We start from the raw sequence: 22,120 nt of genomic DNA on the forward strand, positions 1-22,120 counted from the left end.
TATCTACCTAACCTAGATTATCTGGATCGATTCCTAGCGCTCTTAATTGTTCTGCTAATTGTTGAACGCGTTGTTCTGCAATGTCAGCGCGTTGTGCTTCTTGCTGGGCGCGTTGTGCTTCTTGTTGAGCGCGTTTTGCTTCTTGTTGAGCGCGTTTTGCTTCTTGTTGAGCGCGTTGTGCTTCTTGTTGAGCGCGTTGTGCTTCTTGTTGGGCGCGTTGTGCTTCTTGCTGGGCGCGTTCTACTTCTAGTTTAATTTGTTCTGCTGGTGTGGGATAGCGTTTTCCTGCCTCATCATACCAATACATCCATTCTCGCGTTACGCCGCTATAGTTTCCCCTTTCGCAACCAATTCCTAAACCTATTTCTGGTAACCAAACGGGGTTTCCTTCTTGTAATTCATACTTACCATTAACTAATTTATGCACTTCTAATCGAGGTTTGCGGCGGCGGCGAGAAGAATAAATCACATAGTAAAGTACACCTAATGCTGCATATTCATCCAATTTAGTGCTGTATTCTTTGCGATAATTTTGGGAAACAACTTCTAGTACCAAAATCGGTAGAACGTTTTCATCCCATAGCACATAACTGGGACGTAGTTCCTCATCATAAAACCGCTCTACTCCTAAGCTCAAAAACCCATCTGGCACAATGGGCGGTTTATCGGGGTGATAATAAATACCCATATCTATCCCAAAAAACCAGTCCATGTGTTCTGCCCAGAGTATCAGCAGTATCGACTTGAGCAAACCTGGTATTAATTCTTGTAGTTCATTATCCACAGGGGTTTCATCAGAGTCGGGTAGTTCTTCGGCTGATGGCAAGTACCTTGGCAAGTTGTACTCTAACATGGCTTCGTCTCCCGAAAACTCAAATAGCACTTGGTTGTTTTTGGGTCACCAGAATTATAGCGATTTTTAGCAGAACACGTGTTGTAAGAAATATTATGACAGCGATCGCTCTCATACAAAAACCAAAAAAACAACCTCTAAGCATCTAAAATACCTCCAGCGAGTAAACAAAAAGCCTCGGCTAGTTTAGCTGACCAATCTGGCATATTCCGCAAAGTTGCTGAAGCCGATAAAATTTTTGGTAACTCTTAACTATTAATAAATATATCGAGTTCGATGCCATTCATGCTTTATATTTAGCGACAGGGTAGTGCAAACACCCATTCACGTTCAAAGACTAGGAGGCACCAGATATCACTACCAAGCAACTCGCGCCCGCATACTATCAGCACGCAGTGTAACTCAAGGTTAAGTTGATATTAAAACTGATAATTTTTGCTGAATTGCGACAGATAAAGACTACACTAAAAAGTCTTGTGCAGCAAAACCTGTAGCTTTAAATAAAGTAATCATGTCTAAGGTTCTTGTCTCTGATTCCATTGACCAAGCTGGAATTGACATTCTTTCCCAAGTTGCTACTGTTGATGTCAAAACAGGTCTAAAACCAGCAGAATTGATAGAAATTATTGGTGAGTATGACGCGTTAATGATTCGTTCTGGTACGCGTGTCACCCAAGAAATTATTGAAGCCGGTACCCAGCTAAAAATCATCGGTCGCGCTGGTGTCGGTGTGGATAATGTGGATGTTCCCGCCGCCACACGCCGAGGAATTGTCGTAGTTAATTCCCCAGAAGGAAACACCATTGCTGCTGCCGAACATGCTATAGCAATGATTTTAGCTTTGTCTCGCCACATCCCCGATGCTAATGCTTCGGTGAAACGTGGTGCATGGGATCGCAATAGCTTTATCGGTGCAGAAGTCTATAAAAAAACCCTCGGTATTGTCGGTTTGGGTAAAATTGGCTCCCATGTAGCTGCTGTGGCTAAGGCAATGGGGATGAAATTACTAGCTTACGACCCCTTTATCTCCACAGAACGAGCCGAACAAATTGGCTGTCAGTTAGTAGAACTGGATTTACTTTTCCAGCAAGCAGATTACATCACCTTACACATTCCTAAAACTCCAGAAACTACCCACTTAATCAATGCCGTAACCCTGGCAAAGATGAAACCGACAGCCCGGATTATTAATTGCGCTCGTGGTGGGATCATTGAAGAAAATGCTTTAGCAGCAGCAATCAAAGCTGGTAAAATCGCAGGTGCAGCCCTGGATGTGTTCGAGTCAGAACCACTGGGAGAATCGGAATTGCGATCGCTAGGCAAGGAAGTCATCCTCACCCCCCACTTGGGAGCATCCACCACGGAAGCACAAGTGAATGTAGCCATTGATGTCGCCGAACAAATTCGGGATGTACTTCTAGGACTACCAGCACGTTCAGCCGTTAACATTCCCGGACTCGGCCCCGATGTGTTGGAAGAACTCAAACCCTACATGCAACTGGCAGAAACTCTAGGTAATTTAGTAGGACAGCTAGCTGGCGGACGAGTGGAAGTCCTGAATGTCCGACTGCAAGGGGAACTCGCAACTAACAAAAGTCAGCCTTTGGTAGTAGCTGCCCTCAAAGGACTACTTTACCAAGCTTTGCGGGAACGCGTAAATTACGTAAATGCCAGCATCGAAGCCAAAGAACGGGGAATTCGCGTAATTGAAACCCGCGACGCTTCTGTTAGAGATTATGCCGGCACACTGCATCTAGAAGCCACTGGTACTTTAGGTACTCATTCTGTCACAGGCGCTTTGTTGGGCGAACGAGAAATTCATCTCACCGACGTTGACGGTTTCCCGATTAACGTTCCACCCAGTAAATATATGCTGTTTACCCTACACCGCGATATGCCGGGAATTATCGGTAAACTCGGCTCCCTACTCGGCAGTTTCAATGTGAATATTGCCAGTATGCAAGTCGGTCGCAAAATCGTCCGTGGTGATGCAGTCATGGCTCTGAGCATTGACGACCCTTTACCTGAGGGCATTTTAGATGAGATTATTAAAGTCCCTGGCATTCGGGACGCTTATACAGTAACTCTATGAGTGCTAAGTGAAAAAAGTTAGGAGTGAAGAAAAGTTAGGAGTGAGGAGTTAAAAGTTAAAAAATAAAACTCCTAACTCCTAACTCCTAACTCCTAACTCCTAACTCCTAACTCTTTCATACTCACCACTCAGCACTCAAACATGGCAAATACCTGGTGGGAATTACAAATTTTATGCGAACCAGATCTAGAAGATTCTATCTTTTGGCGACTGGAAGATTTTGGCTGTCGTGGCACAGCTAGCGAAAGCAAAGGAAATTCCTCTTTAATCAGGGGTTACTTGCCGACAATTCAAACACAACTATTAGATTTAGCCGCACTATCGCTACGGCTGCGTCAAGATGCCCTCTGTGTAGGGCTTTCATCTCCCACCCTGCGCTGGGAATTGATTGATGAAGAAGATTGGGCCACTAGCTGGAAGCAATATTGGCACCCCCAAGAAATTGGCGATCGCTTTTTGATTAACCCCGCTTGGCTACCATTACCAGAAACAAACCAACGGTTAGTAATTCGTCTCGACCCTGGTGTAGCATTTGGTACGGGAAACCATGCCACGACTCAACTATGTTTAGAATCTTTGGAAATGCGCCTGAGTGAAGTACCACAATCATTTGTCGGTAGTGGTAATAAACAAGAGCATACGGTAATTGCTGACATTGGCTGTGGTTCTGGTATCCTTTCTATTGGAGCATTACTACTAGGGGCAGAGAAAGTCTACGCGGTTGATAATGACCCCTTGGCGGTGCAATCAACTATCAGCAATCGCACCTTGAATGAGATTAGTGCAGAACGTTTAATACCTGCACTAGGAAGTGTAGACGTTTTGACAACACTGCTGGAAAAGCCAGTGGACGGTATTGTTTGCAATATTTTGGCTAATGTAATTATTGAGCTGGTTCCAGAAATGAGTGCGATCGCTAAGCCTAACACTTGGGCTATCTTCAGCGGTATTTTACTCGAACAATCTAAAGCTGTCGCTGACGCCTTAGAAAAACATGGTTGGGTAGTTGCTACCCTGTGGAAACGCAAAGAATGGTGTTGTTTGAATGTAAGGCGTTCTTAAGCAAAAAACATCAACTGAAATAGGTTTGCTAACAACCTAATTGTTCCTTTTGCCTGAGTCACTACCTCTTGAAAACTGATACTTTTGGATAACCTGCTCAATTTTGGAAGTCACTACATTTATTCTGTCTTTAACCTTATCAAAATCAATATTTACCCAAATATAAGCTTTGTTGGGTATTTGTTGCTTATCACCCATAGTTTGTCTCACTTGTCAAAAAAAATTATTATATCTATACAATATAGCTCTCCTAATTTCTAAACTACTTTCTGAAGACATATAAGTAGTTATGCTTAATGTTTGCTTAAGGTTTTATATCATGTCCGGTTAATTAGTTATGATTCCCACGGTGATTGCACCCCACCCCTTAATCCCCTCCCCGCAGGCGGTGAGGGAAGACAAAGCGCAGCTTTGGCTCTTTGGGGTTCTTGCTGTTTAACAAGCAATCAAGCTGACATGATATTACTTGGTGGTAGTGCAATCAAACGGCGATTTCTAGAGTATTACAGCAGTGCTAAGCTACTAAAAAAGACGCGAGATTTCGCGCCTTCGGGAACCATAGCAGTTGTCAGGTAGGTTAGGAATAAACCCAGCATAAAACCTTTACACAAAGACATTTTCAAGCCTATTACCTGTTGCCTATTGCCTGCTTGCCTGCCATAACACCAAATTCTCAATACTACTTAAATTATTGTTTGTAGATGTTTGACCAAATCCGCTGCTTGTCTTACACCCTCAATTCGCTCCACAGGCTCACCCTTCTTAAATAGTACTAGGGTTGGTAGGGCATAAATTTGATACTGAGTAGCCAATTGTGTGTATTTTTCTGTGTCGATTTTGACAATCCGCAGGCGATCCTTGAGTTCGGCATTCACTTGTTCTAAAATTGGCACCATCATCTGACATGGCCCACACCACTCAGCATAAAAATCTACCAATACGGGCACATCAGAATCAGACAGCATCTCTTCAAAGCTGTTAAATTGTTTTTTAGTTGCCATGTGATACACACCGCTTTTCAATTGTTTGTTTCAATGGTAATTCTTAGAAAATAAAATCGGTAGATGTTTATGAGTTTTTCTCAGGAAAAGATTACATTAGCGCAATACAGACTAGTTCGCTAGCAAAATTATTAAATAATCCTAATAAAATAGAGATATTGTATTATTTTGTGTATAGCAGTTAGATATTTATTTTTACCTATTTTGACGTAGCCAAATGATTATACAGAGTTTCACGAGGCTTATGTCTACAGAAGTGGTAGTTTATCAAATTTGGCGATGTCTCAAAGGCTCTCACCTAGACAGTTATAATTCAACCAAAAATATATTCCTCAACGTTATCCATTCATTAGCAAATAAAATAGATAGTTAATTGTTACGACAACTATGAGATTCAAAGAGTTAGAGGCAGAATTACTAAAGTTAACACTTTGATTTTTGAATAAAACTTAGTACACATTCATTTTCTAAAACCCTATTGCCTATTGCCTATTGCCTTCCTACGCAAATCAGTTCAGGAATCAAAGCGGATTCCTATAGTTAGATTTTATTCAAAACAATATTTCAGATGTTCCCGAAATCACCATAAGATAATTAGCGCGGTATTCTAAAGATTGAGGGACATTAAATGACACTATTAAAAGATAAAGTCGCAATTGTCACAGGTGCTTCGCGGGGAATTGGACGAGCGATCGCCATCGAATTAGCCACACAAGGAGCGATCGTAGTTGTTAATTATGCCAGTTCCAGCGCCGCAGCGGAAGCTGTTGTTACAGAAATTACCACAGCAGGTGGTCAGGCGATCGCTCTCCAAGCAGACGTTTCTAAAGTCGAGCAAGTAGACGCGCTAGTTAACACCGTCATGGAAAAGTTTAAGCGTGTGGATATCTTAGTCAACAACGCAGGTATTACCCGTGATACACTGCTTTTGCGCTTAAAGCCCGAAGATTGGCAAGCTGTCATCGACCTGAATTTAACTGGTGTGTTTTTATGTACACGCGCCGTCAGTAAAATCATGCTCAAACAGCGATCGGGGCGGATTATCAGCATTACCTCTGTTGCTGGGCAAATGGGCAACCCAGGTCAGGCAAACTACAGCGCCGCCAAAGCAGGTGTAATTGGTTTTACCAAAACCGTTGCCAAAGAACTTGCATCTCGTGGCATCACCGTTAACGCCGTCGCCCCTGGTTTTATCGCCACTGATATGACTAGCGACCTCAACAACACTGAAGATATTCTCAAATTCATCCCCCTCAGTCGCTTTGGTCAACCAGAAGAAGTCGCTGGCATGGTGCGGTTCCTCGCTGCCGACCCAGCCGCCGCCTACATCACCGGACAAGTTTTTAATGTCGATGGTGGGATGGTAATGGCGTGAATACAAGACGCGATTCACCGCGTCTACACAGTACTTTGCAACTAATAAATTGCTTGTAGGGGCGTACAGCTGTACGCCCGTGCCAACGTATTTGTCTTTGACGGGCTACGCATACTTAAATGTTGCAATATAGCCGTTAAAAGTTGGATGCAATACAAAATATGCTGAATTATTCTACAATTTAAGTCGAGCGATCGCTCTGTTGATTTGTTAAGAAACGTTATATTTAAGTAAATAATTTATGTAAGGAAACGTAATGGCTAGCGTCACCATTACCACCAAAGGAGAAGTAATTATTCCTAAAGAAATTCGGGATTATCTTAATCTTGATATAGGTAGTAAGGTTGATTTTGTCATTGATGAAAATGGAACAGTTAAACTAATTCCACTCAATGTTCCTGTTCAAACCTTGTCGGGCATTTTAAATCGTCCGGCAATGAAAAGTGCGACTTTAGAAGAAATGGAAGCAGCAATCCAAGAAGGCGCAAGTGATTGGAGTTGATACAAATATTTTCGTGCGATACCTCACAAAAGATGATGAAAAGCAGTGGAAGCAGGCTGCCCAAATCATTGAAGCAGGAGAGCAATGTTTTATAGCGAATATAGTTCTTTGTGAGCTGGTTTGGGTTTTACGGGGAAAGCCATATCAATTTAGTAGGGAAGAAATTAGCAACACTATAGAATTAATGTTGCAATGTTCAGTGTTTGAGTTAGAAAATCGCTCTTTAATTTATCAAGCATTACAGCGATTTAAGCAGGGAAAGGCAGATTTATCCGACTATTTAATCGGCGCAATTGCTCAACATAATGGTTGTAGTTCAACAGTAAGTTTTGACAGAAAGTTAAGAAGCGAACAGGGATATGATTTACTTGAATAATGCTTATTTTGCAATCGGCGATCGCTCTCCATTATCAACAAAAACACAAAAGCTGCACATCATTCTACAATTTAGGCAAAGCGATCGCTCTAAAACTGTGTAGCAACTGTCTTGAAAGTCAAGCGTTCGCAATTATATTGATTTTTCAACTCTCAGAGGCAGATTGCTTGCAATCAAAAGGTCAAAGTTGAGCCTCAAAAGGTCAAAGTCGAGCCTCAGAAGGTCAAAGTCGAGCCTCAGAAGGTCAAAGTCGAGCCTCAGAAGGTCAACGTTGAGCCTCAGAAGGTCAACGTTGAGCCTCAGAAGGTCAACGTCGAGCCTCAGAAGGTCAACGTCGAGCCTCAGAAGGTCAACGTCGAGCCTCAGAAGGTCAACGTCGAACCTCAGAAGGTCAACGTCGAACCTCAGAAGGTCAACGTCGAGCCTCAGAAGGTCAAAGTTGAACCTCAGAAGGTCAAAGTTGAGCCTCAGAAGGTCAACGTTGAGCCTCGGAAGGTCAAAATTGAGTTTGAGCGATCGCCTTTTTCGCTTTTATAATTCTATGAGTTGAGGCGAACTTATAAATTGCTATCTCTTGCTGTGTTTTTTGCTATTGTGAGGAGAGGCAATGCCTAATGGTGAAACTCCAGCTTTATAAGATGAGACCGTGGAGTAATATCAATCTTCTTCTTGATAACTGCTAACGTACCTTTGATATTTAAACCAAGTCTTTTGGCTTCTCTTCTGGCTGTTGAGTCGTCTAGCAAAACATAATCTGTGTTTAACTCAATTGCCAAGGCAATAGCTTCTGATTCTCCTTTGCCCAAACGTTGATTTAAACTATTGACAAGGTTTATTAAGTTGGATGCTCTAATTTGAAGATTACCAGAGTTAATCAGAGCTTGAATAGTTTGGCTAGATGGATCTGATTTAGCTTTGATTTCATCTGCAACGGATTGAGGAATGTAGAAATCATCAGGAGATTCAATAAACTGATTCAAATAGTTTAACTTTGACAAAAAATGAGGGGTGATGAATTAAGAATAATCTGCATTCATTCACCAGCTTTTTTCTAAAGCAACATCTTCTTCACAGAGATACGAAAACTCAATTCCCATCAAGTCTAGAATCTTGAGTAATTCTGCTGGTTCTAGCTGCATGATTTCCGCAGCTTTTTTTAAGCTAATTACTTTAGCAATTAAAGCACCGAGTAAAAACAGAAAGTTTTCTTTTTGTTCGATATTCTGAAATAACTGAATTTCAGAGGCGATCGCTTGAGTCAGTTCTTGATTCATCGGTAATTTTGTACTAATATATTGTGGGTCAGATCCTTCTCCAATTAAACTGGAGTAGAGTAATATCTCTGACGGGCTACGCCTACGCCCCCAGAACACCATTATTTTACTTGGGAACAAGAAACTTCGAGTAAAAAGGGAGAGCGATTTCTGCTACGGACTACGCCTACGCCCTCAGAACACCATCATTCAACTTTAGAACAAGAACATTCTTGTTTGAAACAGGAACATTCTCACTTAAAACAGAAACGTTCTCGTTTGGAATAAGAACGTTCTCACTTAGAACAGAAACGTTCTCATTTGGAACAAGAACATTTTCACTTGAAACAAGAACATTTTCACTTGAAAGAAGAAAATTTTCACTTGAAACAAGAACGTTCTCGTTTAGAACAAAAACATTCTCACTTGAAACAGAAACGTTCTCACTACAAACAGGAATGTTCTCGTTTAGAACGCGAAACTTGCAGATAAAAGCTTGATTGATGAGGTTGGCAACATGAATTTTACTGTTCTGAGGGGAGGCGATCGCGCAAATCTGCTAAATTTCTATGAATAGTTACAGTAGTTGAGTGATTTACTCCTAACTGTTGCTCACAAATATCTAAAGCTTTGATGTACAAAGGTTCAGCTTCGGTGTATCTGCCTTGGGAATAGTAGAGTAATCCTAAGTTGTTGAGGCTAATGGCGACATCTGAGTGTTCTTCTGGCAGCAGCTTGCGCCTGAGTGCCAAAGCTTGGATTAAAAGAGGTTCAGCTTCGGTGTATCTGCCTTGGGAATAGTAGAGTAATCCTAAGTTATTGAGGCTAATGGCGACATCTGAGTGTTCTTCTGGCAGCAGCTTGCGCCTGAGTACCAAAGCTTGGATGTACAAAGGTTCAGCTTCGCTGTATCTGCCTTGAAAATAGTAGACTAACGCTAGGCTGTTGAGGCTAGTGGCGACATCTGGGTGTTCCTCTGGCAGCAACTTGCGCCTGATTGCTAAAGCTTGGATTAAAAGAGGTTCAGCTTCGGTGTATCTGCCTTGGAAATAGTAGAGTAATCCTAAGTTATTGAGGCTAATGGCGACATCTGAGTGTTCTTCTGGCAGCAGCTTGCGCCTGAGTACCAAAGCTTGGATGTACAAAGGTTCAGCTTCGCTGTATCTGCCTTGAAAATAGTAGACTAACGCTAGGCTGTTGAGGCTAGTGGCGACATCTGGGTGTTCCTCTGGCAGCAACTTGCGCCTGATTGCTAAAGCTTGGATTAAAAGAGGTTCAGCTTCGCTGTATCTGCCTTGGGAATAGTAGAGTAATCCTAAGTTGTTGAGGCTAATGGCGACATCTGAGTGTTCCTCTGGCAGCAACTTGCGCCTGATTGCTAAAGCTTGGATGTACAGAGGTTCAGCTTCGCTGTATCTGTCTTGGAACTCGTAGACATAGGCTAGGCTGTTGAGGCTAGCGGCGACATCTAGGTGTTCTTCTCCCAGCAACTTGCGCCTGAGTGCTAAAGCTTGGATGTACAGAGGTTCAGCTTCACTGTATCTGTCTTGGAAGTAGTAGAGTAATCCTAGGTTCTTGAAGCTAGTGGCGACATCTGGGTGTTCCTCTCCCAGCAACTTGCGCCTAAGTGCCAAAGCTTGAATGTACAAGGGTTCAGCTTCAGTGTATCTTTTTTGGGATTCGTAGAGTCCCGCTAGGTTGTTGAGGCTAGTGGCGATATTAGGGTGTTCCTCTGGCAGCAACTTGCGTGTGAGTGCCAAAGCTTGAATGTACAAGGGTTCAGCTTCAGTGTATCTTTTTTGGGATTCGTAAAGTCCCGCTAAGTTGTTGAGGCTAGTCGCGACATTAGGGTGTTCCTCTCCGAGCAGATTGCATGTGAGTGCCAAAGCTTGAATGTAGAGGGGTTCAGCTTCGCTATATCTTTTTTGGGATTGGTAAAGTCCCGCTAAGTTGTTGAGGCTTTGTGCAACATCAGGGTGTTCCTCACTCAGCAGGCGTCGCCTTAGTTCCAAAGCTTGCAGGTTGAGGCGTTCAGCTTCGCTGTATCTTTCTTGAGAGTGGTAGAGTAATGCCAGGTTGTTGAGATTAAGTGCAACATTAGGATGTTCCTCTCCCAGCAAGCGTCGCCATAGTGACAAAGCTTGCAGGTACAGAGGTTCGGCTTCGCTGTATCTTTCTTGAGAGTAGTAGAGTAACGCCAGGTTGTTGAGATTAAGTGCAACAGATGGATGTTCCTCTCCCAGCAAGCGTCGCCATAGTGACAAAGCTTGCAGGTTTAGGGTTTCAGCTTCGCTGTATCTTCCTTGGGAACGGTAGAATTCTGCCACGTTGTTGAGGCTTTGTGCAACATTAGGATGTTCCTCTCCCACCAAGCGTCGCCATAGTTCTAAAGCTCGTAGGTTCAGGGTTTCAGCTTCGCTGTATCTTCCTTGGGAGTAGTAGAGTTGTGCCACGTTGTTGAGGCTTTGTGCAACATTAGGATGTTCCTCTCCCAGCAAGCGTCGCCATAGTTCTAAAGCTCGTAGGTACAGGATTTCAGCTTCGCTGTATTTTCCTTGGGAGTAGTAGAGTTGTCCCAAATTGTTGAGAGTAGCGGCAACATCTGGATGTTCTTCCCCCAGGAAGCGTCGCCATAGTTCTAAAGCTCGTAGGTACAGGGTTTCAGCTTCGCTGTATTTTCCTTGGGAGTAGTAGAGTTGTCCCAAGTTGTTGAGGGTAGTGGCAACAGATGGATGTTCCTCTCCCAGCAGGCGTCGCCATAGTTCTAAAGCTTGCAGGTTCAGGCTTTCAGCTTCGCTGTATTTTCCTTGGGAGTAGTAGAGTAACGCCAGGTTGTTGAGGGTAGCGGCAACATCTGGATGTTCTTCTCCTAAGCGCTGTTTAGTGGCTTCTAAACACTCCTCTAACCAAGGTGCTACTTTTTCATACAATGCCTGACCATTGTAAAACCAAGCGTTACCGATAAATGGCCAAATTAAATCATCATCGCTGATGAATTCAATGAGATGATTTGCTACTTCAGCTATATGAGGTATAGCTGGGGAAACAGCGTTGATTTGCTCAAGGGTGGGGGTATAAGGAATATTTTCGGCAATTCCTACCATTAGCTTGCAAACGGAACGCTTTAATTCCTCTGCCTGTTCTAAATCTGTAAGCTTATATTGGAAAAACTCGCGCAACAGTGGATGTAGTTGGTAAACTCCCTCATCTTTGCGCTGGAGTAAATGCAAATTCAATAACTTATCGTCCCGAATTTCCTCTAACTCTTCCTCGTCTTCCTCGGTTAAACACTGTTCCACCAAATCCCAAGCTATAGGTGCGGGTGCAAATAAACTCAATAAACAGCCCAACTGCTTGTCATCGTCGTTTAATTCCTGCCAACTCAACTCAAAAGCTGCTAACACACCCCGTTGTGCTGTCATGTCGCCTTCTGGTTTATCCAAAGCGAGTTGTTCTAGTCGCTTTTTCTCCAACCGTTGCAACATTTCTGTTAGAGAAAGGTCTATTTTGCGCTTGAGATATCGCCCCACTAATTCCAAACCCAAAGGCAAATATCCCAACCACTCACACAACTGATTTGCAACAGCTAATTCTTGCTCAATTCGCTGTGGTGTTTCTTGAAAAAATGACTTTAATAACTCCAGCGCCGCTTCTAGTTGCAATACATCCAGGGATAATTGCTTAATAGATGCTCCCAAGTATTGGCGCGTGGTAATCAACACCTTAAACCGGGAAGATGACGAGGGTAAATAAGGCTTAACCTGCTGATATTCCCCAACATCGTCTAACACTAGTAGCACATCGCCCTCGCGCCAATGCCGAAAGCAATATTGCACTTGTGCAAGAACATCCAAACCTTCTGGTAGGTTTAAATCAAGCACAGTTCTGGCAAACTCTACAACTTGAATGCCCACATCACCAACTTTTGCCAGTAACCAGCAAATTCCACCCTTGTAAGTTTCGCGGTGATTTCTGGCATATTGTAGGGCAAGTTCAGTTTTACCAACTCCACCCATCCCCGCAACAGCAGCTATAGCCACCTGTTCATTTTCCTGCAAAAGCTGGTGGAGATTTTCTAATTCCACTTCACGTCCAACAAACTCCACCACTCCACTTAAGGGAATATTTTCGTAAAACGTCGGCTTGGGTTTAGCTTTTCTTGCTTCAGCACGCTGCACACCTGGCTTTTCTTCTCTACGGCTTTGCCATTCTTCATCAAATTTGTTTAAGTTCCCATCTTTATCGCCTTTGTCGCACCAAAGCGTCAGCTTAAAATGCCAGTTCTCCGAACCTCGCTTGTGTTCGCGCAAATCTTCCAGAACACCCAAAAACTCAGCAAGTGCTTTTAGTGCTTCTCGAACTTGTTCTTTCTCTAAACCACCAAGTGACGCCAAAACTCTTAGCTGTGTCCTCACAACTAGTTGCTTTGGTGTTTGCAAATTAAAGTCAATTTTAAAACGCTCACCCTTTTCTATCTCGTCATTGGCATAAGCCAACAACCTTTCTAACAGCAGCCTTACCCGCGCTTTAACATCATCGCCATAGCTAACACGCGCCATCGGTTACTTTTGCTCAAATTTAGACAAAGTTTCGGGAATCCCCAAACTTAATCTAGCATCCCCAAACTCAAATCTCCGGGTATTCACCCATTACAGCCAACAAACAACCGTATTTGCTTTCACTGACTACCCCAAATTTACCGTTGCTTCAGTATTCAAGGTGAAACAAATGCAAAAGGCAACGAAATCTATCAATATTAAAAAGCTGGTGACAGTTTTACTATTTGTAATTCCCTTAATTGCAGAGTGGTTAATCCCAGGTTCGGGTATTTTCATTGAAATTACCTTTCTCATTTGGGAATTGCTGGAACCAGAGGAGACAGAGGGGGATGATTTGAAGTAAAAGTAATATGTAGAGTGGAATGTCACTTACTTAAGCTGGATTTAGATTCCCGACTTCTTGAAGAAGTCGGGAATCTGGGCAGCTAATAACGCTAAAGTCATAGTATGACTAAAAAATCACAACCCAAATGCAAACTGATAAATACCCTTTTGCTCAAGAACTGATTACTGATATGGAAGGTAATATCCGCAAAGTAGTCATAGGTTTTGATGACTATCTACGGTTGCTAGAAGCTATTGAGGATGAAGGACTTATCTTAGCAATGAAGGCAGTAGAACATGAAATACCTCTAAATATTGATGAAGCATTAGCACAACTAGAACAAGAGTGATTACCCAATATCTACCCAGCTTTATCAAGGATCTCAAGGCTCTAAAAAGTACACCTTACTATGAGACTATTAAAACCCTTGCTTTTGAAGAAATACCACAACTATTAACCTTTGAAGAAATTACTAACCTCAAAAAACTTCAGGGTTATGAAAATGCTTATCGCATCCGCGTCGGTGATTATCGTATAGGACTTATTTTTGATGGAGAAACAGTCCTATTTCAGCGAGTGCTACACCGGAAAGATATTTATCGTTATTTTCCAAAATAAAACCATCTTAATTACGTAGCTTGCTTCTCGCCGGAGGCGAGTATTACCTTAGCGTAGCGGGGCGTAGCCCATTACGAATTACAAATGCAATTTAATACCCAACTCCTACCTCGAATTAATAGTAAATCTCTCAGAGAAAATGGTAAACAATATTATGTAGATGCCAAGGGAAACCGCTTCCCCAGCGTCACCACAATACTTAATGTCACCAAACCCCAAGCAGACAGAGACAGATTATTAAATTGGAAAGCGCGTGTTGGAACAGAAGAAGCCACCCGCATATCTACAAATGCCAGTCGTCGGGGAACCCAAACACACAAACAAATTGAGCGCTACCTCCTTGGGCAAAATCCTGTTTGTCCCGAAGCCAGTCGCCCTTATTGGGAAAGTATTAAGCCAGTTTTAGCAGAAATCGACACAATAAGACTCGTGGAAGGCTCGGTTTTTCATTACGATTTGAGCTATTCTGGCAAAGTCGATTGTATTGCCAGCTATCAAGGCATCCCCTGTATTTGCGAGTGGAAAACAGCAGATAAACCTAAAGGTTCAATCGAGCATTTATACGAACATCCACTGCAAATTACAGCATACATTGGAGCAATTAACAACTATTATCGAGATTATGGCATTCAGCTAAATCATGCTTTGTTGGTAGTAGCAATTCCAGAGATGCCAGCCGAGGTATTTTGGTTTGAACCAGCAGTGATAAAAGATTACTGGGAAGAGTGGGAAAAAAGAGTCGCCCAATATTGGGAACGCAGAAGTATTTGGGGTTAATCAGTGGGATTGCAAAATATCAAACAGTCTAATTTTGTAATGGCAACACACTAATTAATTCCGAAAATCTAGCAAAATCACCTGTGTTGTGAGTCAGTAATTCAGGAATGCCATAAACTAGCATTGTAGCAACGATATTTGCATCATGAACTTGCTTACCACCAATAGAAATTTGCTCCATGAGTGCTAGTAACCTTTCTGTTACCTGAGAACTATCTTCAGCTACCCGAAAGCGGTTATAGAAATAGCGGAGATCCTGAATTACTATTTCAATAGGTAGTGGGTTGGCAAATTGTTGCGGACGGGTAAGGGTAGCCAAATATTCTCGCAACACTTGTCGGCTAATCCATAGTTGAACCCCCGCATCATAAAAACCTTGGATAGCCTCTATAGCAGGTTGGTGAAATGGAGACTGAATTTGACTAGCGTACACCAGGATATTTGTGTCTAAAAAAATAGGATCACCTTCCCCAATCGTCATACATATCCTCGCGTCTTAGAGAAAGATTTTCAGGCCAAAGTCCACAATCATGCACAGGAAAGTTTAGAGGAGGACGCTTTTGTTTGCTCTCTGCTTTCTGTGCCAAAGGCTTCTCATCAATTACTATTACCACCTGATGTTCACCCTCTGGAATATCCAATGGTAACTGCGCTGTGATTTTACCATCTTTGGTAACTGTGGCAATTGTTTCTATAGTTTTCATCTCATTTCTCCTTGTTAAAAGTGATTAGGGACTGGGGATTAGGAAAGAGTTTTCTTCATAACAAATATCCAATACCAAGTACCCAATCCCCAGTCGCCTCAATTAATCCATTACAGCTAACACAGCTTTTGGCAATAACTTATCTTTAAACCAAACAATTCTGGCGGGGACATCATTTAATTTTACTCCCGCCTTTTCTAAATTAAGTCGCTCGGAAATAGCCAAAATCAAATCATCTCGTCCAGCACGCCGCACTTGAGAAAATTTCTTTTGTAAATATTCTGGTCGCCAATAACCAACAATTTCTAATAAAAAGCTACGTCCATCAGGATGCACTAAGCGAAAATCAGGAATCATTACACTACCAGGAATTGGTATTAAATCAACTTCTCTCTCTAATGCCCAGCCACTTTTCAAAGCATCCCATTTATCAGCGAAGGATGCTTCTAGCATACTATCGTAGGGCTTTCCTGGTGGATAGTGGGATACCAAACCACATTCTGAATTGAGAGTAAAACGTCCAGTTTTCCAAGTATTTGTATAAACATCACGAGTTTGGAGAATGGAAGAAAGACTCCATTTTGTAACGTGAAGTAAAGCGGGGATAAGTTTAGCGATCGCCAACCCATATCGCGTACTAGGATTAAATAAACTTGTCGGCCCGTCTATGGTAATTGTAAATCCGTGGTCGGCATCACCTTCAATATAAGCCATCAATTGAAATAACTTGAGATAGCGAAATAACAGCTTATATTCTCCCGGAACATTGCGATGAGCATTTAACACTAACTGACTCGCTTTATAAAATACACCCTGCACTTGAGATAAGTTATATCGATTTAACAAATCTGGCGCTGTTGGTGCATCAAAAACAGTCAAAATTTTATTCTCAGATAAATCAGCATATAATCCATTGCGAACCTGTTCTGGTAAAACTTCCCGTTCCAGTTCTTGAGTTAACTCATCAGCAACTTTCCCCAGAGTCACTTGTGTAGATTCCCGACTAGAAACAGACTTTGCAGCCAGAGAAAACACCCGTTCTCTTAACATTTGTGGTTCCAAAGGACTAACCACCTCAAAAGTACAAAAACTACTTTTGAGAATATAAGCTAATCCCCGCTTCACCCGATAATCTGTCGAATCTCCTTCAAAATCAGTCAGTTGTCGCTCAAGGGCACCCTGAGTTTTTCCCACCGCTGATTGAAAATAATTAATCAACTCAATCGCCAACTCCGAAGTTTTATTATCAATCTTCAGTCTCTTCGGGATGATCTCCTCCCCGTTTTGGCGATGCATCAGTAAATCTGTCGGTAACATCTGAATTTTTGATTTTAGATTTTGAACTTCCAGTTGAATAATTTATTTCTAACTGTTCCGCCGCCTTCAAACTCCTTCCTTTCCCACTCCCATACACAACCTGCAAATTCCCCTTCTTCTCCTCCTCCTCTCTGCGTCCTCCGCGCCTCTGCGGTACCCTTTGGGAAGCCGCTGTCGCGTCTACGTTTCTCTTCTCCCCTCGTCGCCTCGCCGAAGTCCCCTCCTCACTCGTATCCTCAGCCACCACCTCATACAAAATAGCCTGCTTATTCTCAATATTCCCCTTCCTTAAAACCCTCCCTAACCGCTGAATATACTCCCTCGCCGAACCAGTTCCCGATAAAATAATTGCCACAGAAGCCGCAGGCACATCAACCCCCTCATTCAACACATGAGAAGCCACCAACGTGTTATATGTACCCTCCCGAAATTTTGTTAATATTTCATGGCGTTCTTTCACGGGAGTTTGATGAGTAATTGCCGGAATTAGTAACTCTTGAGAAATGCGATAAACCGTACTATTATCAGCCGTAAAAATCAAAATTCTAGCTGGATAATGTTCTGCTAATAAATTAGCTAAAATTCGTAACTTTCCATCAGTACCCAAAGCAATATCTTTGGCTTCTCGATGCGCTAACATCGCCCTACGTCCAGCTTGCGATCGCGCACTCATTTGCACGAACATTTGCCAACCTTGAAGACTCCCCAAAGAAATGCGAGATTGCTTTAAAAAGTCGTTGCGAGTTTGAATTAATTGGTTGTATCTTTCCCGTTCTTGCTGCGATAACTTGACTTTAATTTGGACAATTTCATGTTCTGCTAACGCCTTCCCCGCCAAATCTTCAGCGCGTTTGCGATATACTTCTTGACCAATGAGAATATTTAAATCAGCGTGTTTGCCATCGGTGCGTTCTGGGGTTGCAGAAAGTCCCAAGCGATAAGGTGCGATCGCATATTCAGCAATTACCCGATTAAAATCTGTCGGTAAGTGATGACACTCATCAAAAACAATCAACGCATATTGATTTCCAATCGCTTCCGCGTGAATTGCCGCACTATCATAAGTCGCCACCAAAATCGGTGTTTTATCCCGCGAACCACCCCCCAGCAATCCCACCTCAGCATCGGGGAAAGCCGCCACTAAATGTGCATACCACTGATGCATTAAATCTAAAGTCGGGACTACAATCAGCGTCGTGCGGGGGGTTGACTGCATGGCCATTTGTGCTAAATAAGTCTTTCCCGCCGCCGTGGGAAGCACAACCACCCCCTGCCTACCCGCTAGTTTCCAAGCTGCTAAAGCTTCACTCTGGTGAGGATATGGTTCCATTTCCAAACTAGAAACCAAATCTAGAGGATAAAATTCCTTTGCTTCATCGATAAAGTTCACATCTTCCGCTTGTAGTGCTTCCACGAGCGATCGGTATCTAATCGCCGGAATGCGGAATTTTTCAACTCTATCATCCCATGTGGCGTAGTCCATCCAAGCTTTGCCGCGTGGTGGTGGATGCAAAATTAATGTGCCGCGATCGAAAGTCAATGTTGGGGTACGAACCATAATTTTTAGGCATTGGGCATGGGGCATTGGGCATGGGGCACATAAAACTCCTAACTCCTAACTCCTAACTCCTAACTCCTAACTTTTAATTCCCCACTCCCTTGATTACTAATAACGTAAAAAGTGCATGATTCATCCAAATAACTCTGACAAAAGTCAACTCGATGCCCTCATGAGTCAAGGGATGCCCCATTGGCAAATAAGCAATAGCTTTGACAAATCCTACAAAGAACAGCGACAGCGCTTCCTGCTCAAGCGACTACAATTGCAGGCTCAGATTATGCTGATTGCTGGTTTGACTTTAATCGCTTTTTTTCTTTGGGCAAATTCACAGGCACTAGGTAAAATATACGCTTTTAAGATTGGTTTTGTAGTAGAAATATTCATTTTGATTTGTTCGATTTTATGTAAAACTTCCATCGGACAACGCCATCCGGATTTAATTTTTTTGAGCTTATGCTGGTCTGTAACTTGTGTTGTTCAAATTGATATAGCCTTGCTATTTAATTATCTTGAACCAACAAACAATCTCTGGAATTTAATGTTTTTAACCCAAGCTACACTTGTACCCGTACAATGGTGGATGCATTTAATATCACAACTTGGGACAATTTTCTGCTATTTAATTTTATATGTACTATATAAACCTACCTTAGAAAATCCCTTAGCTTATTATGTGGAACACGGTATATATTTTTTTTGGACTTGCATAATTTGTGTTTTTTCTGTTTATTTATATGAACGCTTACAAAAAAATGAATTCGACGCCCGTAAAGCGATGGAGGTAGCCCAGCAAAAATCAGAAAGGCTGCTACTCAATATTTTGCCAGAAATGATTGCCGAACAATTAAAACAACAGCCGACAACTATTGCTGATAGTTTTATGGAAGTGACGGTGCTATTTGCTGATATTGTGGGTTTTACAGAACTTTCATCTCGTACATCTCCGGCGGAATTAGTTGATTTATTAAATACAATATTTTGCTTATTTGACCAATTAGCAGAACGTCATGGAGTAGAAAAAATTAAGACCATTGGTGATGCATATATGGCTGTTGCTGGGTTGCCAAATCAGTCTACCAACCATGCGATCGCCATAGCTAATATGGCGTTAGATATGCAAAATGCTGTAGCTCAGTTTAATGAAGAAAATAACCAATCTTTTCGCATTCGCATTGGCATCAGTACAGGCCCGGTAGTAGCAGGAGTGATTGGTCTGAAAAAGTTTGCCTACGACCTTTGGGGAGATACAGTCAATACAGCTAGCCGCATGGAATCACACGGTATAGCAGGTAGTATCCAAGTTTGTGAAGCAAGCTATCAACTTCTAAAAGATAAATATTTATTAGAAGAACGAGGTTTAATTAAAGTTAAAGGTAAAGGTGAAATGATGACTTATTTATTAATTAGTCATTAGTCATTGGGCATGGGGCATGGGGCATGGGGCAAGCAGGAAGTGTGGGAGGATAGGGAAAAAATCTTTCCCCCCTCTCTCCCCACACTCCCCACACTCCCCCATCTCCCCACACTCCCCCATCCCCCTCTCTCCCCACACTCCCCACACTCCCCCATCTCCCCAGTCCCCAGTCCCCAGTCCCCGCGTCTCCCCACCTCCCCCCTCCCAGACTAGAATTAGAATTGACGTGACGTTTCCTAGTAGCCAAAGTGTCAGACTCTCTGCCATTGCGCGATCGCTATCTTGCCTTAATCGATGAAATTATCGAAACCACCCTCAAGGGCAAAATTAGCTCTGTGGAACAGGTGTATCAAATGTTGCTTAAAAACATAACTTCCGGTACAGGGGAGGTGTTTGAGCTAGTTTTGAGCGATCGCTTGAATGTTCTTCAAAGCCAAGTTGATAGCGAAAAAGACGAACTCAAAAAAGCTAAAGCTACTCGCAGTTTGAGAGCGATTAAAACCATTCAAACTCAATGGCAACGCTGGCAAGAGCAAAACAAAGCTACAGAAGCGATCGCTTTTGCAGTTACACAAATTACTACTGCTTCTGTTAATGAGCGTTTGGCAGCATTTGTTCGTGTTACCGACCCGAATCAAAAGTATCCGCTAAATTTGCCACAATTACAGCAGTTATCAAAATCTTTACAGCAATTTGCCCAGGTAGATGCCGATTTACAACAATTTTCTGAAGGTATCACCCGTGGTTTAGCTTCTTGGCAACGCCTACAAGAAAATTTGCTCAGTTGGATGTATGAGCAAAGAGAATCTCTGGGATTTGGTGGTGTACCGGGTGAACGCGGCCCTTGGGCGAGTTGGGCGAAGCAAGTTAATAGTGAGTTACCCCAAAGACTGTTTCGCACCCTAGCGATGGAGGAATCTGCAATTGAATTTGCCGAACAGCAACGGGGTATCACCCTCAGAGATTGGGTAGAAATGGCGTTGGTTTTACAATATTTGCAACGAGGCTTAATTAACTGGTTTGACCAACAAGCTTACGACGTTAAGGCAGGGCCGAAGTTGTCCATTTCGACTTTTTTAACCTTCGCAGTGATTTGGAGTCAGTTAGCAATTGGTTTTCAGAGCATTGGTGCAGGATATAGCGATGCTTGTTCTCAAATTATGCTCCAGATTTTGCGAACCTTTGCCCAACGCTCATATTTTCCCCTTTACGGCGGCATTTTTGCCTCGTTTTCTGGCAGTTATCTCCGAAATACTCTGGACTATTTGGATGAACCACTGCAAACTGTGGAGGGAACCCAAGAAAAAGCGCGGATTTTGACACTTTTAGGTTATTCTCAGCGTGCTTTAGGACAATACGATCGCTCCCTTAATTTTCATCAGCAGGCGTTGGACATAGCTAGGAGTGCAGGCGATCGCCCCTGTGAAATTGCTAATCTCAACCACCTCAGCCGTACCTACGTACAACAGCAAAATTATGCTGAGGCAATTAACTACAGCCAACGAGGATTAATATTGAGTCGGCAAGCAGGCGATCGTACAGGAGAAGCAAACGCGCTAGTCAATTTAGGCTACAGCGAAGTCATGCAAGCTCAACAACTAGAAAATCTAGAACCAGAAACCTATGAATCGGCAATTAACTATTTGGAACAAGGTTTAAAGTTGTCAGAAAAATTAGGCGATGTTCCTAGTAAAGCCTTATGTGTCAACAGCTTAGGAATTGCTTATTTAGTAATTGGACAACATCAAACAGCAATTAAATATCTCGAAGATGGTTTTAAAATAGCGCAATTTTCTGGTGATTTTTATCTCCAAGGACGCAATTTAGCTTATTTAGCTGAAGCTTATTATCATTTGCAAAATACCGAAAAAACCATTTACACAGGCAGTTTAGGAATGTATCTTTTGAACCAAATTGCTTCTCGTGAATGGCGTCAACCAGCAGGGTTACTGAAAATTTTACAAGGGCAAATAGGGGCAGAAGCTTTCCAAAAATTATTACAGCAACATCGTCCTAAAATCATTGCACTTATTGGTGTAGATGGCTATGATTACATCCCGCAACTATTAGAAGAATATCAGCAAGATTAGGCAAGGTTTACTGCAAGGTATCTCAATTACCAGAAGGGAAATTAAAATCTGTTACCGTATCGCTAAATCCATCAGGCGAATACTACGCTGCTTAGCTTTAAAGGCACACAGCTAGATGTAGTTCAATCTAGATTCTGGACTCTTGACTTTTAAGTCACTAAAATATTACGATTGTCTGCCGCGTGAAATGCATAACAGCTTAACACGTCCCTAGAACAGAGCGATCGCTTACTTTGGCATA

General features: G+C 42.5%; 23 protein-coding genes. 13 read left to right on the forward strand and 10 right to left on the reverse strand.

Annotated elements, in window-relative coordinates:
• Positions 1 to 7: 7 nt before the first annotated feature.
• A complete protein-coding gene (locus H6H03_RS00345; RefSeq protein ID WP_190953097.1) occupies positions 8 to 853 on the reverse strand; it encodes a Uma2 family endonuclease in 846 nt (281 codons plus the stop codon).
• Positions 854 to 1,364: 511 nt separating this feature from the next.
• Between H6H03_RS00345 and serA the strand changes: the two genes are divergently transcribed.
• A complete protein-coding gene (serA, locus tag H6H03_RS00350) occupies positions 1,365 to 2,945 on the forward strand; it encodes a phosphoglycerate dehydrogenase (RefSeq protein ID WP_190953098.1) in 1,581 nt (526 codons plus the stop codon).
• A 141-nt stretch (positions 2,946 to 3,086) separates the two neighbouring features.
• Positions 3,087 to 4,007 carry a 50S ribosomal protein L11 methyltransferase gene (gene prmA / locus H6H03_RS00355; RefSeq protein WP_190953099.1) on the forward strand — a complete coding sequence of 307 codons (921 nt, stop codon included), beginning with the start codon at positions 3,087 to 3,089 and terminating at the stop codon, positions 4,005 to 4,007.
• Between the two features lie 36 nt (positions 4,008 to 4,043).
• Here prmA and H6H03_RS00360 read toward each other — a convergent pair whose 3' ends face one another.
• On the reverse strand, positions 4,044 to 4,205 hold the full coding sequence (locus H6H03_RS00360) for a hypothetical protein (RefSeq protein WP_190953100.1): 162 nt from the start codon (positions 4,203 to 4,205) through the stop codon (positions 4,044 to 4,046).
• A 102-nt stretch (positions 4,206 to 4,307) separates the two neighbouring features.
• Here H6H03_RS00360 and H6H03_RS00365 point away from each other — a divergent pair, with 102 nt between their 5' ends.
• Positions 4,308 to 4,583 (forward strand): hypothetical protein, encoded by a 276-nt coding sequence (locus H6H03_RS00365; RefSeq protein ID WP_190953101.1) that lies wholly within the window; start codon positions 4,308 to 4,310, stop codon positions 4,581 to 4,583.
• A gap of 107 nt (positions 4,584 to 4,690) precedes the next feature.
• On the opposite strand, the gene trxA is transcribed toward H6H03_RS00365, so the two are convergent.
• Positions 4,691 to 5,008: a thioredoxin gene (gene trxA, locus H6H03_RS00370; protein ID WP_190953102.1), complete on the reverse strand. Its 318-nt coding sequence runs from the start codon at positions 5,006 to 5,008 to the stop codon at positions 4,691 to 4,693.
• A gap of 628 nt (positions 5,009 to 5,636) precedes the next feature.
• Here trxA and fabG point away from each other — a divergent pair.
• From fabG to H6H03_RS00385, 3 genes are all read left to right on the forward strand, one after another.
• The gene (gene fabG, locus H6H03_RS00375; RefSeq protein ID WP_190953103.1) at positions 5,637 to 6,383 is read left to right on the forward strand and encodes a 3-oxoacyl-[acyl-carrier-protein] reductase; all 747 of its coding nucleotides are present in this window, start codon (positions 5,637 to 5,639) and stop codon (positions 6,381 to 6,383) included.
• Positions 6,384 to 6,639: 256 nt separating this feature from the next.
• Positions 6,640 to 6,885 carry an AbrB/MazE/SpoVT family DNA-binding domain-containing protein gene (locus H6H03_RS00380; protein ID WP_190953104.1) on the forward strand — a complete coding sequence of 82 codons (246 nt, stop codon included), beginning with the start codon at positions 6,640 to 6,642 and terminating at the stop codon, positions 6,883 to 6,885.
• On the forward strand, positions 6,872 to 7,261 hold the full coding sequence (locus tag H6H03_RS00385) for a PIN domain-containing protein (protein WP_190953105.1): 390 nt from the start codon (positions 6,872 to 6,874) through the stop codon (positions 7,259 to 7,261). Before H6H03_RS00380 ends, H6H03_RS00385 begins: the two co-directional genes overlap by 14 nt.
• Positions 7,262 to 7,872: 611 nt before the next feature.
• On the opposite strand, the gene H6H03_RS00390 is transcribed toward H6H03_RS00385, so the two are convergent.
• The 3 genes from H6H03_RS00390 to fxsT all read right to left on the reverse strand — a co-directional run bounded on the left by H6H03_RS00390 (position 7,873) and on the right by fxsT (position 13,073).
• Entirely contained in the window at positions 7,873 to 8,241 is a 369-nt protein-coding gene (locus H6H03_RS00390) for a DUF3368 domain-containing protein (RefSeq protein WP_190953106.1), read from the reverse strand.
• A 57-nt stretch (positions 8,242 to 8,298) separates the two neighbouring features.
• Entirely contained in the window at positions 8,299 to 8,637 is a 339-nt protein-coding gene (locus H6H03_RS00395) for a hypothetical protein (protein WP_242057696.1), read from the reverse strand.
• A 401-nt stretch (positions 8,638 to 9,038) separates the two neighbouring features.
• A complete protein-coding gene (gene fxsT, locus H6H03_RS00400; protein WP_190953107.1) occupies positions 9,039 to 13,073 on the reverse strand; it encodes an FxSxx-COOH system tetratricopeptide repeat protein in 4,035 nt (1,344 codons plus the stop codon).
• 169 nt (positions 13,074 to 13,242) lie between these two features.
• On the opposite strand from fxsT, the gene H6H03_RS00405 reads away from it, so the two are divergent.
• The 4 genes from H6H03_RS00405 to H6H03_RS00420 all read left to right on the forward strand — a co-directional run bounded on the left by H6H03_RS00405 (position 13,243) and on the right by H6H03_RS00420 (position 14,793).
• On the forward strand, positions 13,243 to 13,416 hold the full coding sequence (locus H6H03_RS00405) for a hypothetical protein (RefSeq protein ID WP_190953108.1): 174 nt from the start codon (positions 13,243 to 13,245) through the stop codon (positions 13,414 to 13,416).
• Between the two features lie 127 nt (positions 13,417 to 13,543).
• A complete protein-coding gene (locus tag H6H03_RS00410) occupies positions 13,544 to 13,747 on the forward strand; it encodes a hypothetical protein (RefSeq protein ID WP_190953109.1) in 204 nt (67 codons plus the stop codon).
• On the forward strand, positions 13,744 to 14,016 hold the full coding sequence (locus tag H6H03_RS00415) for a type II toxin-antitoxin system RelE family toxin (protein ID WP_190953110.1): 273 nt from the start codon (positions 13,744 to 13,746) through the stop codon (positions 14,014 to 14,016). The genes H6H03_RS00410 and H6H03_RS00415 overlap by 4 nt, the downstream gene beginning before the upstream one ends.
• Before the next feature lie 84 nt (positions 14,017 to 14,100).
• A complete protein-coding gene (locus H6H03_RS00420; protein ID WP_190953111.1) occupies positions 14,101 to 14,793 on the forward strand; it encodes a PD-(D/E)XK nuclease family protein in 693 nt (230 codons plus the stop codon).
• 28 nt (positions 14,794 to 14,821) lie between these two features.
• Here H6H03_RS00420 and H6H03_RS00425 read toward each other — a convergent pair whose 3' ends face one another.
• From H6H03_RS00425 to H6H03_RS00440, 4 genes are all read right to left on the reverse strand, one after another.
• Positions 14,822 to 15,274, reverse strand: coding sequence for a type II toxin-antitoxin system VapC family toxin (locus tag H6H03_RS00425; protein ID WP_190953112.1), 453 nt, complete (start codon positions 15,272 to 15,274; stop codon positions 14,822 to 14,824).
• Positions 15,255 to 15,497: a hypothetical protein gene (locus tag H6H03_RS00430; RefSeq protein WP_190953113.1), complete on the reverse strand. Its 243-nt coding sequence runs from the start codon at positions 15,495 to 15,497 to the stop codon at positions 15,255 to 15,257. Before H6H03_RS00430 ends, H6H03_RS00425 begins: the two co-directional genes overlap by 20 nt.
• A 102-nt stretch (positions 15,498 to 15,599) precedes the next feature.
• Positions 15,600 to 16,814, reverse strand: a complete 1,215-nt coding sequence (locus H6H03_RS00435; RefSeq protein WP_190953114.1) for a DUF790 family protein — start codon at positions 16,812 to 16,814, stop codon at positions 15,600 to 15,602.
• Entirely contained in the window at positions 16,744 to 18,372 is a 1,629-nt protein-coding gene (locus tag H6H03_RS00440; RefSeq protein WP_190953115.1) for a DEAD/DEAH box helicase, read from the reverse strand. Before H6H03_RS00440 ends, H6H03_RS00435 begins: the two co-directional genes overlap by 71 nt.
• A gap of 127 nt (positions 18,373 to 18,499) precedes the next feature.
• Here H6H03_RS00440 and H6H03_RS00445 point away from each other — a divergent pair, with 127 nt between their 5' ends.
• From H6H03_RS00445 to H6H03_RS00455, 3 genes are read left to right on the forward strand one after another with little or no spacing between them, the layout of a single operon-like run.
• Entirely contained in the window at positions 18,500 to 19,789 is a 1,290-nt protein-coding gene (locus H6H03_RS00445) for an adenylate cyclase (RefSeq protein WP_190953116.1), read from the forward strand.
• A gap of 9 nt (positions 19,790 to 19,798) precedes the next feature.
• Positions 19,799 to 20,002 (forward strand): hypothetical protein, encoded by a 204-nt coding sequence (locus H6H03_RS00450; RefSeq protein ID WP_190953117.1) that lies wholly within the window; start codon positions 19,799 to 19,801, stop codon positions 20,000 to 20,002.
• 35 nt (positions 20,003 to 20,037) lie between these two features.
• Entirely contained in the window at positions 20,038 to 21,879 is a 1,842-nt protein-coding gene (locus H6H03_RS00455) for a tetratricopeptide repeat protein (protein WP_190953118.1), read from the forward strand.
• Positions 21,880 to 22,120: the final 241 nt, after the last annotated feature.

This window comes from Nostoc paludosum FACHB-159 (assembly GCF_014698835.1).
In the GTDB taxonomy this organism is placed as follows: Bacteria; Cyanobacteriota; Cyanobacteriia; order Cyanobacteriales; family Nostocaceae; genus Nostoc; species Nostoc paludosum.

What these genes read in the sequence shown, in the direction of transcription:
- H6H03_RS00345 (WP_190953097.1), bottom strand. Translation starts at nt 853, where the DNA reads ATGTTAGAGTACAACTTGCCAAGGTACTTGCCATCAGCCGAAGAACTA.
- serA (WP_190953098.1), top strand. Translation starts at nt 1,365, where the DNA reads ATGTCTAAGGTTCTTGTCTCTGATTCCATTGACCAAGCTGGAATTGAC.
- prmA (WP_190953099.1), top strand. Translation starts at nt 3,087, where the DNA reads ATGGCAAATACCTGGTGGGAATTACAAATTTTATGCGAACCAGATCTA.
- H6H03_RS00360 (WP_190953100.1), bottom strand. Translation starts at nt 4,205, where the DNA reads ATGGGTGATAAGCAACAAATACCCAACAAAGCTTATATTTGGGTAAAT.
- trxA (WP_190953102.1), bottom strand. Translation starts at nt 5,008, where the DNA reads ATGGCAACTAAAAAACAATTTAACAGCTTTGAAGAGATGCTGTCTGAT.
- fabG (WP_190953103.1), top strand. Translation starts at nt 5,637, where the DNA reads ATGACACTATTAAAAGATAAAGTCGCAATTGTCACAGGTGCTTCGCGG.
- H6H03_RS00380 (WP_190953104.1), top strand. Translation starts at nt 6,640, where the DNA reads ATGGCTAGCGTCACCATTACCACCAAAGGAGAAGTAATTATTCCTAAA.
- H6H03_RS00395 (WP_242057696.1), bottom strand. Translation starts at nt 8,637, where the DNA reads ATGGTGTTCTGGGGGCGTAGGCGTAGCCCGTCAGAGATATTACTCTAC.
- fxsT (WP_190953107.1), bottom strand. Translation starts at nt 13,073, where the DNA reads ATGGCGCGTGTTAGCTATGGCGATGATGTTAAAGCGCGGGTAAGGCTG.
- H6H03_RS00405 (WP_190953108.1), top strand. Translation starts at nt 13,243, where the DNA reads ATGCAAAAGGCAACGAAATCTATCAATATTAAAAAGCTGGTGACAGTT.
- H6H03_RS00410 (WP_190953109.1), top strand. Translation starts at nt 13,544, where the DNA reads ATGCAAACTGATAAATACCCTTTTGCTCAAGAACTGATTACTGATATG.
- H6H03_RS00420 (WP_190953111.1), top strand. Translation starts at nt 14,101, where the DNA reads ATGCAATTTAATACCCAACTCCTACCTCGAATTAATAGTAAATCTCTC.
- H6H03_RS00425 (WP_190953112.1), bottom strand. Translation starts at nt 15,274, where the DNA reads ATGACGATTGGGGAAGGTGATCCTATTTTTTTAGACACAAATATCCTG.
- H6H03_RS00430 (WP_190953113.1), bottom strand. Translation starts at nt 15,497, where the DNA reads ATGAAAACTATAGAAACAATTGCCACAGTTACCAAAGATGGTAAAATC.
- H6H03_RS00435 (WP_190953114.1), bottom strand. Translation starts at nt 16,814, where the DNA reads ATGTTACCGACAGATTTACTGATGCATCGCCAAAACGGGGAGGAGATC.
- H6H03_RS00440 (WP_190953115.1), bottom strand. Translation starts at nt 18,372, where the DNA reads ATGGTTCGTACCCCAACATTGACTTTCGATCGCGGCACATTAATTTTG.
- H6H03_RS00445 (WP_190953116.1), top strand. Translation starts at nt 18,500, where the DNA reads ATGATTCATCCAAATAACTCTGACAAAAGTCAACTCGATGCCCTCATG.
- H6H03_RS00450 (WP_190953117.1), top strand. Translation starts at nt 19,799, where the DNA reads ATGGGGCATGGGGCATGGGGCAAGCAGGAAGTGTGGGAGGATAGGGAA.